This is a genomic window from Phocaeicola sp. ICN-14070 (assembly GCF_037892625.1).
In the GTDB taxonomy this organism is placed as follows: domain Bacteria; phylum Bacteroidota; class Bacteroidia; order Bacteroidales; family Bacteroidaceae; genus Phocaeicola; species Phocaeicola plebeius.
This window is the reverse complement of record NZ_JBBKBF010000004.1, coordinates 87,896-102,701: the sequence shown is the minus strand read 5'-3', so window position 1 is coordinate 102,701 and position 14,806 is coordinate 87,896. Positions and strand designations below refer to the sequence as shown.

The window sequence follows — 14,806 nt, the reverse complement described above, 5'->3', positions numbered from 1 at the left end:
TGGTGAGTAAAATCCCTCAAAACAGATAAATTCAAGTATGTCAGTATTCTATCAAATATTTTATAACAATGAGAAAGATAATCTTAACCGCAGCCTTGGTTTGCGCCTTTTTAGGTGCACAAGCTCAGGAGTACTATGAGAAACAAGTGACCTTCCCCGTCGGGGCGACTTTGGAACAGAAAGTGGATATGGCTTCCCGCCTGGTGCCCACTCCGCAACAGTTGGCATGGCAACAAATGGAGTTTACCGCTTTCCTGCATTTTGGCATCAATACGTTTACCGGCAATGAATGGGGAAGCGGAAAAGAAGACCCTGCTGTCTTCAATCCCACCGAGCTGGATTGCGAACAATGGGTGCGTTCACTGAAAGAAGGCGGTTTCAAAATGGCGATTATTACGGCCAAGCACCATGATGGTTTCTGCCTTTGGCCTACTAAGACAACCAAACATTCTGTGGCCAATTCTCCGTGGAAGAATGGCAAAGGAGACGTTGTCCGTGAGTTGCGCGATGCCTGCGACAAGTACGGCATCAAGTTTGGTGTTTACCTGTCTCCATGGGATCGTAATGCCGAATGTTATGGCGATTCTCCCGCATACAATAAATTCTTTATCGAACAGCTCACCGAGCTTCTGACCAATTACGGTGAAGTGCACGAAGTTTGGTTTGACGGTGCGAATGGAGAAGGTCCCAACGGCAAGAAGCAGATTTATGATTGGGATGCCATCTTGAAAACCATCCGCCGACTGCAGCCGAAAGCCGTGACAGCCATTATGGGTGATGATGTACGCTGGGTGGGCAACGAAGGCGGATTGGGACGGGCCACGGAATGGAGTGCAACAGCTTTGATGCCTAATTCTTATCCGGGTTCTGATGAAATCTATAAGAGGTTGGACATAAATGCCATGTCCAAGGATTTGGGAAGCCGTGAATTAATGTCTAAAGCATCGCACTTGTTTTGGTATCCGTCGGAAGTGGATGTATCTATCCGCCCGGGATGGTTCTATCATGCCGAACAGGACACACTGGTACGTTCACTGGCCAATTTGGTGAACATCTATTATCACTCCGTAGGCTGCAACTCTGTTTTATTATTGAATATTCCACCCGACAAGCGTGGCTTGATACACGAGAATGATGTAAAACGTATCAAAGAGCTGGCTGAATACATCAAGAAGACCTTTGCCGACAATAAAGTTGAGAAGGGAAAAACAGCATGGACAGCCCAAGTGGGCGATACCAAAGAATACAAAGTCAGAAAGAATGCACTGGTCAATACTTTTCTGATTCAAGAAGATATCACAAAAGGCCAGCGTGTGGAAGGTTTCACGGTGGAAGTGTTTAGCAATGGCGCATGGCATCATGCAGGCAAGGGAACCACAGTGGGATACAAACGGTTGCTTACTTTCTCGGACAGCCATGCGGAAAAGGTCAGAGTGACTGTCACCGGTACCCGTGGAGATGCCAACATCAGCAACATTGGTTTATACTATGCCGAACCATTAATCGACAATACAATTAAAGTATCCCTGAGCGACATTCCGGTAGATGATTGGAAAACAGTGGGCATGGATGCAACAGCAGCTATTGACGGCAAGCAGGAAACCGTATGGAAAACCGATACTCTGACTTCTTTGGTGGTTGACATGGGTAAGGATGTGGAAATAGCCGGCTTCAGTTATACTCCTGCACGAAAGGAAGATCTGACCGGAACCATTTATAAATATAACTTTTATGTCAGCCGGAACGGGAAGGAATGGATGAAATGCGACACCACAGGTGAATTCAGCAATATCATGCACAACCCTGTCCCTTACTTTGTACGCTTCGGCAAAATTTATCCGGCCCGTTATTTCAAACTGGAGCCTGTTGCCGAAATAAACAGTAAGGCGGCAACAGCCGTTGGCGAAGTGGGAGTACTGCTTAAATAAACACACAAATAAGCTATAAAGTATGGCAAATGTTACCCGATTTATGAGCGTGGGATTATTTAACTGCTGCTTTTTCTGTATGATATTTAATACTGTACTTTTTTCCAGACATGTATAATAATCAATAGTTCGTTAAAAATTCGCCACGCCTAAGCGGCTCTGGCAGTAAATAAAATGAGTTCTTTGAAAAGTTTGTCAATAACTTGCGGGTCTGGGCTAATCCCAAACATGCAAATAAATCGTTCAAGCATATAAGCATTGTGTATGAAAGACTTGCAGGAGGATATGGAATAGGTTATTCCGAGCCTCTTACATGCCGCTTTGGCCAAGTTGACAGCAGCAAGCGATGCATTGAAGTGAAAATCCAACTTCCTGAAGTCGGCCCCCTGGCAGTTGGTGATTCCTGCATGCTGCTTGCCATCTCTAAAGCAAAATTCCAGTTGGAACCTGGTTCTGTAATAATCCAGCACCTCATGTCCATCCATGGAATCGTCTGTAGAGAAGTAAAGCTGCCACTTGTCTGTTCTTCCGTCCATCGGATACCAGATGGCTAAGGAAACATACCTTTTGAGAGCTTTTGCATATACCCTCAATCCGTATAGCTTTCCTTTGTTCACCTCGTATTCCTTGCACCGGGTCAAATCCAGATTGGCAAAGTCAATCCTGCCGTCAAACCACTTGGGATGACCACGTTTTCCTGTTTTCTTTTCCAATGTCGGATAGTACAGGATTACGTCATTCCGAAAGCGGCTGATGACATGGAAATCGTTCTCACACATAGGTGTTATGAATGTTTCCCTGGAAAAGAATGCGTCTGCAACCACCGTTCTGGACAGGCTCTGTAGCTTGTCTTTTCTGCTGATAAGATAGCTGCTGTACCAGTCAACGAGGTTCTTGTCCATATTATCCAAGGTCTTACAATCCGGTGTCTGAATGGAACCTAAAGTCATGCATTCATGGTTGTCGATGGCGATGGCTTTTCTTTTGCCTGTGAGATGCTTGCTGATGATAGAGCCGTTGAACGCAAACCAGTCGAAAGTTTCATGCTCAAAAAGGTTACGATAAGTCTGTTCTGAGAAACAGCCATATCTGCCCAATTGGAGGAAGTTTATACGATCTGGGATGGCCATGAATAATTTCATGGTGTCCATGAATGCTTTTTCAAAAGGTTTGTGTATATTCGCTACTGATTTGAGAGCCGACAGGCACTCGGATTGGTATTGCATAAGGAGTGTTTCTTTAGTCATAATCAGAAGAGTTCAGAGACTTCTAATTTGCTAAAAACCAACGAATTATGCAATACTTTTTTACCTTTATTATCAGCAGGTTAGCTCTCTTTTTTTCAGCACATTTCTTCATGCTTAACCATTCGTTTTTGACAACATTTCAATGACCTCTTTAGTGTTTCCGAACCGACTTTTGCCGGTTTTATTGTTTAACTTTTAATTTTTCGGTAAAAATTTACCGAAGTATTGTTATATTGTAAATTGATATGAAAATATTGACGATATTATCTATTTGTTTAATGTGGATGGGCTGTCTTTCTGCCCAACAGAATCTTTCAGCTTTGGTTCCGATGCCGAACTACATTGAACCTCAAGAAGGAAAAGCTTTTGTGGTGACTGAAAAGACTCAGATTGTAATCACCGATGCTTCGTTGCAATTTGAAGCGGAAGAGCTTCAGCGTGTATTCAAGGCTCAGATGGGATTGGAACTGAACATTCAAACCGGTGGGGTGAAAGGTAAACACATTTATCTGAAAGCGGAAGGACAGAATGAGTCTTTGGAACACTACCAACTGCAAGTGCAACCTAAGAGGATTGAAATCAGTGCCGAATCGAGTAAAGGGGTGTTTTATGGTATTCAGACGTTGGCGCAACTCTTGCTGGGGGATGCTGAAAATACCGCTCATAATCGCATAGCTCCGGTGGTGTTGGAAGACGGTCCGCGTTTTGCATTCCGTGGTTTCATGCTGGATGTGGCCCGTCATTTCTTGCCGGTGAGTGATGTAAAGCGTTTTATCGACTTGATGGTCCGTTACAAATACAATGTGCTACAGCTGCATCTTACCGATGATCAGGGATGGCGTATTGAAATAAAGAAATATCCACAACTCACTAAGGTCGGTGCTTTCCGTGATGAAAAGGGGGGAGACCAGGGACCCGATAATGGTTTTTACACGCAGGAACAGCTGAAAGATATCATTGACTATGCAGCCGAACGTCATGTTGAAATTATTCCGGAACTGGATATCCCGGGGCATACAGCGGCTGTGCTGGCAGTATTCCCTGAAATGTTGTGCCAACGTCTCGATACCGTAGAGGTGAAAATAGGAAAGACGACTGATGTGATGATGTGTGCCAGCAACGAATGCGGCTATGAAATTTATCGCGATATTCTGACCGAAGTGGCCGCTTTATTCCCGTCACCCAGTATTCATTTGGGCGGTGATGAAGCTGTGATAGAAAAGAATTGGGAAAAATGTTCTTCTTGTCAGGCTTTGAAAGAGAAACTGAGATATCAGAAATCAAGTGATTTAATGAACCATTTCTTCGGTAAAATTCTGACTACTGTTCGTGAACTTAAAAAAGAACCTATTTTGTGGTGTGAACTGAACAATCTATGGATGCCGGCCGATTCTTACTTATTCAATTATCCAAAGGATGTAACGCTGGTAAGTTGGCGCGCCGGGTTAACTCCTCTGTGCCATGAACTGACTCAAAAGAGCGGAAATCCCTTGATTATGGCTCCCGGTGAATATGCTTATCTGGACTATCCGCAATACAAAGGAGATTTACCCGAATACAATAACTGGGGGATGCCTATTACTACTTTGGAAAAAACTTATGAGTTTGATCCTGCTTATGGGGGTAAATTCGGTGAAAAACATATCAAAGGTGTGTTGGGTACGCTGTGGTCAGAAGCTATTAAAGATTTCAATAGGGTAACATATATGGCCTATCCGCGTGGATTGGCATTGGCAGAAGCTGCCTGGACACAGATGGAGCACCGTACGTGGGATTCATTCAAGCAGCGTATTTGCCCGAATCTTTATCAGATGATGAAAGACGGTATCAGTTTCCGCGTACCATTTGAGATTTTTAGTTCCTATGTTTGTAATTAAAAAATAGTTTGCTAATAAAAATAGCATGAGCCGTGAGTATTGTTATATTTGAATTAGGAATCCAGTTAAAGAGACGGCTTATCGTTTGCATTTCTTTGAGCCTAACCACATGATGCGTTTTTTCAAACAAATGACAAGACAGGCTATCAGTAAATTTATCAAATCAATCAAATGATCCTATTTTTTTAGCCTAATTTTTTCATGATAGAAATAGTTTACTATAACAGGTTTTCCTTTTTGAGAACGCCCGTATGGTAAATCGTTTATACGATAAGGATAACCTTCCGCTTGAGCAAACGCAGCTACTTCCTGTTCCAAGACCTGCCAGTAATCTTTTCGTTTCTTGTTGTAGGTATCATCATACAAGGCTACAAGCTCCGGATGCTTTTCCCGTATATACCCCATGATGTCTCTCTTAAATTGTCCACGAAGATTCAGATTTTCCAGCCATATCAAATCTGCATAATCTTTTACCCGATTAACGATAGCTTTCACATCTGTAATTCCTGGAAAAATCGGTGAAATAAAACACACGGTGCGTATGCCTGCATTATAGATCTGTTTCATGGCTTTAAGTCTTCGCTCAATGCTTACGGCACGATCCATATCACATCTGAACTGTTCATCGAGTGTGTTAACTGACCAAGATACTGTCACTTTCTGAAAGCCTTTAAGTAAATCAAGATCACGCAAAACTAAATCTGACTTAGTACAAATCATGATTTCAGCATTAGTGCCTTTTAACTCTTCCAGCAGTTTACGGGTTCTGCAAAAATCTTCTTCATACGGATGGTATCCGTCTGTTACAGAACCGATAACAATCCGTTGTCCATCATATTTATGCGGATTATCAATAGGTTTCCAGTGCTTTACATCCAGAAACGTACCCCAAGGCTCTGTATGCCCTGTAAAACGTTTCATGAATGAAGCATAGCAGTACTTACAAGCATGAGGACAACCTACATAAGGATTGACAGAGAAGCCCCCTACTGGTAATGAGGATTTAGTCATGACATTCTGTACATCTATTTCTCTGATTATTTCCTTTTCCATATTTTTTCTATAAATTGTTTTGGTAGTTCTTGAATCATTCGGTATTCTCCCATTATAGGTAAAAGGTATTCTTTCATAAATACCAAAATATGATTTCTTTTCGCCTGTTCTACAATATGACGTACTCATTCAGGATTGGCATCTACTTTCCCTTTCCTTTTGCCTGTTTCCGTTCCTATAACAATCCATTCGTAACCCTCTTTTCAGGCTGTTTCCCAATCAGAGAAGTCGCTCATAATATTATTGTTTCTCCATCTTCTGGAATAATCAGGCGACTCATTTCTATTTTGTGATGCATGGCTTCGTTACGCAGAATTGCGCGTGTAGTCTGCCCATGATCGGTAGCTTCCATGTGGACTGCTATTAGTTTGATGTGGGCGGGAAGTTCATCGAGCATTGTCATAACTTCTTGCTCATCTGGAATGATAGAACCTTCTGTTTGAGAAAATTCAGGAAAAATTGCACCTCCACTGTTCACTATGATGTAATCTGGAGAAAATTGTTCAATGGCCTGACGGATACAGTCTTCCCATTTACAGTCACTCATTATATAAATAGTAGGGAAACCGTGTGCAGTAAGTACATAGCCTGATACCGGTCCCATCATTTCTCCAATCTTTCCGAAGCCATGGTGTCCTTGGATGCGATGAATGGTTAAATTTCCAATAGCTTTATCTTTTTCAATGCTTTCTACATTTGTAAAACCATCCTGTGTAATACTCTCTTTATCTTGCGGTTGTGTCAGGAACAGGATGTTCTTCGCTAAATGCTGTTTCACTGTCGGGTCGTAATGGTCAATATGGTTGTGTGTCAACAATACCATATCCAGGCCGTCCGCAATTTCATTCATCGGCATCGTGAGGTGTACTCTTGGGGTCTTATACACACCTAGAGCCGACTGTAAAGTGCCTTTTCCTGCAAGCATGGGGTCAACAAGTATCTCTTTTCCTGCATAATGAATTCGCAATGTTGCATTACGGATCAATCGAATTGTTACTTTTTCTTCCATCATAATTTATTGTATTGATTACAGCCGCAAAGTTCGGTAAAAAAAATCGGATGCATTATGCCTTAAAAACAGGAGTATATGCCATTTTGATAAATAAAAAATAGTATATTTGCCCAAAAAACGAAATCTATGGATAAAATCGTCAACCCCGAACGTCTGGTCAGCGTTCCATTTAGCAAGACACGCTGTGGTGTGGACTTTTATATCAACTCAGGCTACAGTAGCGATGTATGTGGTGTCCTGACGGAAAACCGGGTGTTTAAAACAGATTTTTTTAGCTTCTATTTTTTTCGTAAGGCCAATGGGTATCTGCTGCTGAATTTCCGCAAATTTGAATTGCATGCCAATATGGTATTGCTCCTCTCGCCGCATCAGCAGCAGGAATGGCACGTGGATGAAGCAGAATTAGATTACTCTTTTCTTATATTCCGCGAGGATTTTATGCGCACATTCATAGCGGACAAGTTTTTTGTGTACCGTTTGCTGTATTATTATCAGACCGACACGCCTCCCTATCTGTTTGCTTCGCCGGAAAGCATGGCGGAGTATATTCGTCTTTTAGGAATCATAAAGCAGGAGCTTCTGCATCCTGTTGCCGATACTTATAATCTCATTGTATCTGTGCTTTACTACTTATTGGTTATTATCAACCGGGCGTATGCCGCCACTTATCATTTACCGATTGATGTACCTAAAAACAATTACGCATTCCAGTTTAAGGACTTGCTGGAAAAGAATATCCGTACGAAACAGCGGGTGCAGGAATATGCGGATATGCTCCGTGTGAGCCGTATTACGTTAAACAGTTCCGTGATGAGTCAATTCGGCGTATCTGCCAATCATCTGCTCAAGCAGCGTCTGTTGGAAGAATTGAAGAATGAGTTACTGTTTGCTAACCGAAACGTGAACCAGCTGGCCGAAGAGTTTCATTTCTCCGACCCGAGTCATCTGATGCGTTTCTTTAAACGTGAAACTGGAAAAACTTTTACGCAATATTTGCGCGACTACCAAAATGGAATATACGAATGAAAACGGACAGACTGGAAAGCTTGCAGATTGGCCATTCCCATACCAAAGATGTTTTCAACGACTTACAAATATGCTTAGTGGGAAATCCTATTTCAGCCTAAAATGTGCATCACATTCCGCAGTGTCAAGTTCACCATAGGATAAAAATCTATAAAAATTCTCTGCAATCCCATGCAATTTCAGAAGGTCACTATTGCAGAGTTTCGGATCAAAAAGGTCACCTGAAGGTCACCCGTAAAAGAAAAAGCACCTACAGAAACTCTGTAAGTGCTTGATTATTAGTGTGGACCAGCCTGGGCTTGAACCAGGGACCTCCAGATTATGAGTCTGTTGCTCTAACCAACTGAGCTACAAGTCCGGTATTCCAAAAGAATTAGTTTGGAAATGCGTTGCAAAAGTAATGGTTTGAGTTGAAATCTGCAATATCTAGCTAGAAAAAAATGATAAAAAAAACTAATGGGACAGATGCTTGCAATATATGTTGTATTTTTGTCGACATTAATAATTAATTATCAGGCGTATGTCACACAATACACAAGATTCTCGTTTTAAGGGGTTAACTGATCAAGAAGTTCTTCAAAGTCGTCAAAAATATGGGGTGAATCTGTTGACTCCTCCCAAACGTCCGTCAATCTGGAAACTGTATCTGGAGAAGTTTCAGGACCCGGTTATTAAAGTGCTACTTGTTGCAGCAGCTTTTTCTTTGCTAATTTCAATTATTGAAAGTGAATATGCAGAGACAATCGGTATATTTTTTGCTATTTTCTTGGCTACCGGCATTGGATTCTATTTTGAATATGATGCCAATAAGAAATTTGATTTGTTGAATGCCGTAGGAGAGGAGACTCCGGTAATGGTAATTCGTAATGGTAAAGTACATGAGATTCCTAAAAAAGATATTGTCGTAGGGGATGTGGTGATATTGAATACCGGTGATGAAATTCCGGCAGACGGGGTATTACTGGAAGCAGTGTCATTACAAGTAAATGAATCAAGCCTAACTGGTGAGTTGATGGTGAATAAAACCACGGATGAGGCTCATTTTGATGAAGAAGCTACTTATCCGTCCAATTCCGTAATGCGTGGAACGACAGTAACGGATGGTCACGGAGTGATGTGCGTAGAAAGAGTAGGGGATGCTACAGAAATAGGTAAGGTAGCTCGGCAGGCTACAGAACAAAGTCAGGAACAGACTCCGTTGAATTTACAATTGACCAAATTGGCTAATCTGATAGGAAAGGTTGGTTTTACAATTGCCATATTGACTTTCGTAATCTTTACAGCGAAAGATTTGTATGCGTATTTGAGCGTGACGGCTGTGACCGACTGGCATCAGTGGCTTGAAATAGCACGTATCGTGTTGAAGTATTTTATGATGGCTGTCACCTTGATTGTGGTAGCGGTACCGGAAGGATTGCCTATGAGTGTGACCTTGAGTCTGGCATTGAACATGCGTCGTATGCTGAAAACGAACAATCTGGTTCGTAAGATGCATGCATGCGAAACAATGGGAGCCATTACGGTGATTTGTACAGATAAGACAGGTACACTGACACAGAACCTGATGCAGGTGTATGATGCGCAGTTGGATGAATCTCAGAAGAACCTGATAGCAGAAGGCATAGCGACAAACTCTACCGCTTTCCTGGAAGAAAAAGAAGGAGAAGGTAAGCCGTCCGGAGTAGGAAACCCTACGGAGGTGGCTCTTTTGCTTTGGCTGAATGAACAGGGAATGGATTACATTTCATTGAGAAATCAGGCAAAGACGGTAAATCAGCTTACTTTTTCTACGGAAAGAAAATACATGGCTACGCTGGTCGAGTCTTCTGTCTTGAACGCACGTGTACTTTATGTGAAGGGGGCTCCTGAGATAGTGATGGGAAAATGTAATCTGGAAGGAAACCGGATTAAGCAATATAATGAACAGCTTTTGGCTTACCAGAATCAGGCTATGCGTACATTGGGAGTGGCTTATAAGGTGATACCTGAAAATAGCAATACGGATTGTGCGGAACTGGTGAAAGAAGGCGGATTGACATTTATGGGAATTTTCGCTATCAGTGACCCGATTCGTCCGGATGTGCCTGATGCGGTGAAGAAATGTCAGTCGGCTGGTATCCGTGTGAAGATTGTAACGGGAGATACTCCGGGCACAGCAACTGAAATCGCACGACAAATCGGGCTGTGGACATCGGAAGATACGGAACGGAACCGCATTACCGGAGTGGAGTTTGCTGCCTTGAGCGATGAAGAAGCTTTGGAAAGAGTGGTCGATTTGAAGGTGATGAGCCGTGCACGTCCGATGGATAAGCAACGTCTGGTACAGTTGCTTCAGCAAAAAGGTGAAGTAGTAGCAGTGACTGGTGACGGAACAAATGACGCACCGGCATTGAATCATGCACAGGTGGGTTTGTCAATGGGAACAGGTACTTCTGTGGCGAAAGAGGCCAGCGATATTACGTTGTTGGATGACTCCTTCCATAGCATTGCTACTGCAGTGATGTGGGGACGTTCGTTGTATAAGAATATCCAGCGCTTTATTGTGTTCCAGCTGACCATCAATGTAGTAGCTTTGCTGAGCGTGTTGCTGGGTGCCTTTTTAGGTACGGAGCTTCCGCTGACGGTTACTCAAATGCTGTGGGTGAACCTGATTATGGATACATTTGCAGCAATGGCGTTGGCGTCTATTGCACCGAGCATGGATGTAATGAATGAAAAACCTCGCAAGCGTACTGATTTTATCATATCTCCTGCCATGCGGAACAATATATTCGGTGTGGGTGCCGGATTCTTGATTGTACTGATGGGGCTGCTGGCTTTCTTTAAGAACATGCCTGGCGGTATGGATGTGCATCATCTGACTGTCTTCTTTACGATTTTTGTCATGCTGCAGTTTTGGAACCTGTTTAATGCCAGCGTATTTGGTACGAATCATTCAATCTTTAAAGATGCCGGTCATGCGATGGGTATGTTAGGAGTGGCATTGATTATTCTGGTTGGTCAGTTCATTATTGTTACTTTTGGTGGCAAGGTCTTCCGTACAGAGCCTTTGCCTGCATTGGAATGGGCTTATATCATAGCCGGTACTTCTGTGGTACTTTGGATTGGTGAGATTTGGCGAGGAGTTAAACGGATGATGAAAAAATGAACCGGATTAAAAATATTATATTTGATTTAGGCGGTGTGCTCCTTGACTTGGATGTTAACCGTTGTATGGATCGTTTGGAGGAAGTTGGACTGCGTGAAGTGCGTCAGTGGATGACCGGAACGAATGAAAAAGGCTTCTTTAAGGAGTATGAGTGTGGCACACTGACTACGGACCAGTTTCGGGATCGTATTTGCAAAGAAGTGGGGCGTGAACTTCCGGGTGAGGAGATAGATCAGATATGGAATGCTATGTTGAAAGATATTCCAGATTATAAGTTCGAATTGTTATTGAAACTTCAAGAGAACTATAAATTGTATTTATTAAGTAATACAAATGATTTGCATTGGGAGCATTGTGCTGATAAGTTCGTTTATAAAGGAATGCAGATGCTTGGTTGCTTTACGCGAGTGTTTCTTTCATATCAGATGCATTTAGCAAAGCCTGATGCTGAAATTTTTCGGACCGTATTGAAAGAGGCAGGGATTAAAGCAGAAGAAACTCTTTTTGTAGATGATTCCAAAGATAATTGTCAGGCAGCTTCTTTATTAGGGATTAAAGTTTTTCACTATGTTCCAGGAGATAATCTGGAAATACAACTTCAAAATTTCATAAGTAAATAAATGGAAATAGTTACAGGTTCTGCAAGTATAAGTCTTCCCCCATGTGTAGCGACGATAGGCTGTTTTGATGGAGTACATAGAGGACATCAATATTTGCTTGAGCAAGTTCATAATATTGCCAAGGCAGAAGGTATCGCTTCTTGTTTGATAACTTTTGCTAATCATCCTCGGCAGGTTTTGGATACTAGTTTTCGTCCTCGGCTGCTCACGTGTCTTTCCCAGAAAATAGAATGTTTTGAACAGTCACCGATAGAGTATTGCGTGTTGTTGCCTTTCACAAAGGAGTTGTCGCTGCTATCTGCTCGTGAATTTATGAAGGTTCTGCATGAAGAATATCATGTGCAGACTCTTTTTGTAGGCCATGACCATCATTTTGGTCATAGTAAGAATGAAGGTTTTCAGGAGTATTGCCAATATGGGAAAGAATTTGGTATGCGAGTGATGCAATCTAAGGCCTTAACGGAAGATGGAGTTTCTGTCAGTTCTACCTTGATTCGTTCTTGCTTGTGTGAGGGAAAGATAGAATTGGCAAATTCTTATCTAGGTTATCATTATTATTTGACCGGAACGGTGGTTGACGGTCGTAAGGTAGGGCGTACTTTGGGCTTCCCTACAGCCAATATTCAGCCTTTGTGCGCAGATAAACTATTACCTGCATTGGGAGTGTATGCGGTATATGTCTATTTAGGAGGAAAACGGTACGAGGGAATGCTGAACATTGGAAGTTGTCCGACTGTACACGATGGAGACAAGTCAATAACTGTGGAGGTGCATATCCTGGATTTTGAAAAGGATATTTATCAGGAAACCATAAAAGTAGAGTTTATATACTATATACGTCCTGAAGTAAAATTTGAAAATGTGGAAGAGTTGACGTTGCAATTGCAAAAAGATAAGATTGTTGCAAAAAAACTTTTAGACCAAAAGGAATAAACTATTTGGCAGCATTTGAATTGTCTGTATCTTTGCAGCAAATTAGATATTTGAATTGAATGAAAACATTTGAAGAACTTGGCGTTTCGCAAGAAATACGCAAGGCAATTGAGGAAATGGGATATGAAAATCCCATGCCCGTGCAGGAAGAAGTGATCCCGTATTTGTTGGGAAACGGCAATGATGTAGTGGCTCTGGCACAAACCGGAACCGGAAAAACAGCCGCATTTGGTCTGCCGCTGATTCAGAAGATTGATGTGAAAAATTGTGTGCCGCAGGCATTGGTGCTTTGCCCGACACGTGAACTTTGTCTGCAAATTGCAGGTGATTTGACTGACTACTCTAAGTATATTACAGATTTGAAGATTTTGCCGGTCTATGGCGGGTCTTCCATCGATAGTCAAATCCGTAGTATGAAAAGAGGTGTGCACATTATTGTAGCAACTCCCGGCCGTTTGATTGACTTGATGGAACGTAAAGTAGCCCGTTTGGAAACTGTCCGCAACGTCGTGATGGACGAGGCTGACGAGATGCTGAACATGGGTTTTACGGATAGTATAAATACAATTCTTGAGAATGTCCCGAAAGATAGAAATACATTGATGTTTTCCGCAACGATGAGTCCGGAAATTGCTCGTATTGCTAAAACCTACTTGCACGATGCGAAGGAAATTACTATCGGAACGAAGAATGAAGGGAGCAAGAATGTAAATCATGTAGCATATATCGTACATGCGAAGGATAAATATTTGGCTCTGAAGCGTGTGGTTGATTTTTATCCTCAAATTTATGGCATTGTTTTTTGCCGTACACGAAAAGAAACTCAAGAGATTGCTGATAAACTTATACAAGATGGATATAGTGCAGATTCTTTACACGGAGAATTGAGTCAGGCTCAACGTGATTTGGTAATGCAGAAGTTCCGTCAACGCCATTTGCAGCTTCTTGTTGCAACGGATGTGGCAGCCCGTGGGTTGGATGTGGACAGCTTGACTCATGTGATTAATTACGGTTTGCCGGATGATATTGAAAGCTATACGCATCGGAGTGGTCGTACAGGACGTGCCGGAAAAACAGGAATTTCGATTGCCATTATTAATTTGCGCGAAAAGGGTAAAATGCGCGAGATTGAGCGTATTATCAAGAAAAAATTTGAAGTTAGCGAGTTGCCTACCGGAAAAGAAATTTGCGAACAGCAGTTGATAAAGGTTATTGATGATATTGAAAAGGTAAAGGTAAGTGAGGAGGAAATCGAGACTTTCCTTCCAGAAGTTTATCGTAAACTTGATTGGCTGAGTAAAGAGGATTTGATTAAACGTGTTGTTTCTTTGGAGTTTAACCGTTTCTTGGATTATTATAAGAATGCACCTGAGATAGAGCAACCTAAGGCTAATGATAAAAAAGCGGAAACGAAAGAATCTCGTAAAGGAGATAAAGAAAAAGTTGGCCGTAAAGCTGAGAAAGGATATACGCGTTTATTCTTGAATTTGGGAAAAACAGATGGATTTTATACGAATCAGATTATAGATTTGGTAAATCGCAACCTGAAAAAAGAACGAATCCAGATTGGTCGTATTGATTTGATGCAGAATTTCTCGTTTTTTGAAGTGATTCAAGAACAGGCTTCTCAGGTGATAAAGGCTTTGAATAAAGTTGTATTGAGCGGGGGACGTAAAGTTTGTGTAGAGATTGCGGGTGAGAATACAGGGAAAAGCGATAAGAGTGGAAAGAAAAAGAAAGTAGCGACTGAAAAGAAAGCTGATAAGCCTTCAAAAGTAGAGAAGGCGAAGAAACCAAGCCGGGAAGAAAGAGGGTATACCAGTCCTCGCGGTCCGAAAAAAAAGGATGACTGGAAACAGTTTTTCCAGCAGGATAATCAACCGCTTCGTGGAGAGGAACCCGATTTCTCAGAAGAAGGTTGGGCTAAACGCAGCAAACGTAAAAAATAAGTAAAAGCGGAAG

Annotated in this window: 10 protein-coding genes and 1 tRNA gene; 7 read left to right on the top strand and 4 right to left on the bottom strand. The window is 42.0% G+C overall.

The window, feature by feature from the left end; translation table 11 throughout:
- Window positions 1-68 precede the first annotated feature (68 nt).
- The gene (locus WKT20_RS02365) at window positions 69-1,928 is read left to right on the top strand and encodes an alpha-L-fucosidase (protein WP_340416755.1); all 1,860 of its coding nucleotides are present in this window, start codon (window positions 69-71) and stop codon (window positions 1,926-1,928) included.
- Window positions 1,929-2,077: 149 nt separating this feature from the next.
- On the opposite strand, the gene WKT20_RS02360 is transcribed toward WKT20_RS02365, so the two are convergent.
- Window positions 2,078-3,175 (bottom strand): transposase, encoded by a 1,098-nt coding sequence (locus WKT20_RS02360; protein WP_340416754.1) that lies wholly within the window; start codon window positions 3,173-3,175, stop codon window positions 2,078-2,080.
- 245 nt (window positions 3,176-3,420) lie between these two features.
- On the opposite strand from WKT20_RS02360, the gene WKT20_RS02355 reads away from it, so the two are divergent.
- On the top strand, window positions 3,421-5,052 hold the full coding sequence (locus WKT20_RS02355) for a beta-N-acetylhexosaminidase (protein WP_340416753.1): 1,632 nt from the start codon (window positions 3,421-3,423) through the stop codon (window positions 5,050-5,052).
- 177 nt (window positions 5,053-5,229) lie between these two features.
- On the opposite strand, the gene WKT20_RS02350 is transcribed toward WKT20_RS02355, so the two are convergent.
- Both WKT20_RS02350 and WKT20_RS02345 read right to left on the bottom strand, forming a co-directional pair.
- A complete protein-coding gene (locus WKT20_RS02350; protein WP_014775428.1) occupies window positions 5,230-6,105 on the bottom strand; it encodes a radical SAM mobile pair protein B in 876 nt (291 codons plus the stop codon).
- Between the two features lie 232 nt (window positions 6,106-6,337).
- On the bottom strand, window positions 6,338-7,114 hold the full coding sequence (locus tag WKT20_RS02345; protein WP_039953527.1) for an MBL fold metallo-hydrolase: 777 nt from the start codon (window positions 7,112-7,114) through the stop codon (window positions 6,338-6,340).
- Window positions 7,115-7,243: 129 nt separating this feature from the next.
- Between WKT20_RS02345 and WKT20_RS02340 the strand changes: the two genes are divergently transcribed.
- Complete coding sequence (locus WKT20_RS02340) at window positions 7,244-8,143, top strand: helix-turn-helix domain-containing protein (protein WP_004291636.1); 900 nt, start codon at window positions 7,244-7,246, stop codon at window positions 8,141-8,143.
- Window positions 8,144-8,427: 284 nt separating this feature from the next.
- On the opposite strand, the gene WKT20_RS02335 is transcribed toward WKT20_RS02340, so the two are convergent.
- Window positions 8,428-8,501, bottom strand: a tRNA-Ile gene (locus WKT20_RS02335).
- A gap of 162 nt (window positions 8,502-8,663) precedes the next feature.
- On the opposite strand from WKT20_RS02335, the gene WKT20_RS02330 reads away from it, so the two are divergent.
- From WKT20_RS02330 to WKT20_RS02315, 4 genes are read left to right on the top strand one after another with little or no spacing between them, the layout of a single operon-like run.
- Window positions 8,664-11,291 carry a calcium-translocating P-type ATPase, PMCA-type gene (locus WKT20_RS02330; RefSeq protein ID WP_117702051.1) on the top strand — a complete coding sequence of 876 codons (2,628 nt, stop codon included), beginning with the start codon at window positions 8,664-8,666 and terminating at the stop codon, window positions 11,289-11,291.
- The gene (locus WKT20_RS02325) at window positions 11,288-11,911 is read left to right on the top strand and encodes an HAD family hydrolase (protein WP_117702050.1); all 624 of its coding nucleotides are present in this window, start codon (window positions 11,288-11,290) and stop codon (window positions 11,909-11,911) included. The genes WKT20_RS02330 and WKT20_RS02325 overlap by 4 nt, the downstream gene beginning before the upstream one ends.
- A complete protein-coding gene (gene ribF / locus WKT20_RS02320) occupies window positions 11,912-12,844 on the top strand; it encodes a riboflavin biosynthesis protein RibF (protein ID WP_340416752.1) in 933 nt (310 codons plus the stop codon).
- A 59-nt stretch (window positions 12,845-12,903) separates the two neighbouring features.
- On the top strand, window positions 12,904-14,793 hold the full coding sequence (locus WKT20_RS02315) for a DEAD/DEAH box helicase (RefSeq protein ID WP_270653347.1): 1,890 nt from the start codon (window positions 12,904-12,906) through the stop codon (window positions 14,791-14,793).
- Window positions 14,794-14,806: the final 13 nt, after the last annotated feature.

Excerpts from the sequence above, each read along its gene's own strand:
- WKT20_RS02345 (WP_039953527.1), bottom strand. The coding sequence starts at position 7,114 with ATGGAAGAAAAAGTAACAATTCGATTGATCCGTAATGCAACATTGCGA.
- WKT20_RS02315 (WP_270653347.1), top strand. The coding sequence starts at position 12,904 with ATGAAAACATTTGAAGAACTTGGCGTTTCGCAAGAAATACGCAAGGCA.
- WKT20_RS02340 (WP_004291636.1), top strand. The coding sequence starts at position 7,244 with ATGGATAAAATCGTCAACCCCGAACGTCTGGTCAGCGTTCCATTTAGC.
- WKT20_RS02350 (WP_014775428.1), bottom strand. The coding sequence starts at position 6,105 with ATGGAAAAGGAAATAATCAGAGAAATAGATGTACAGAATGTCATGACT.
- ribF (WP_340416752.1), top strand. The coding sequence starts at position 11,912 with ATGGAAATAGTTACAGGTTCTGCAAGTATAAGTCTTCCCCCATGTGTA.
- WKT20_RS02330 (WP_117702051.1), top strand. The coding sequence starts at position 8,664 with ATGTCACACAATACACAAGATTCTCGTTTTAAGGGGTTAACTGATCAA.
- WKT20_RS02365 (WP_340416755.1), top strand. The coding sequence starts at position 69 with ATGAGAAAGATAATCTTAACCGCAGCCTTGGTTTGCGCCTTTTTAGGT.
- WKT20_RS02360 (WP_340416754.1), bottom strand. The coding sequence starts at position 3,175 with ATGACTAAAGAAACACTCCTTATGCAATACCAATCCGAGTGCCTGTCG.
- WKT20_RS02355 (WP_340416753.1), top strand. The coding sequence starts at position 3,421 with ATGAAAATATTGACGATATTATCTATTTGTTTAATGTGGATGGGCTGT.
- WKT20_RS02325 (WP_117702050.1), top strand. The coding sequence starts at position 11,288 with ATGAACCGGATTAAAAATATTATATTTGATTTAGGCGGTGTGCTCCTT.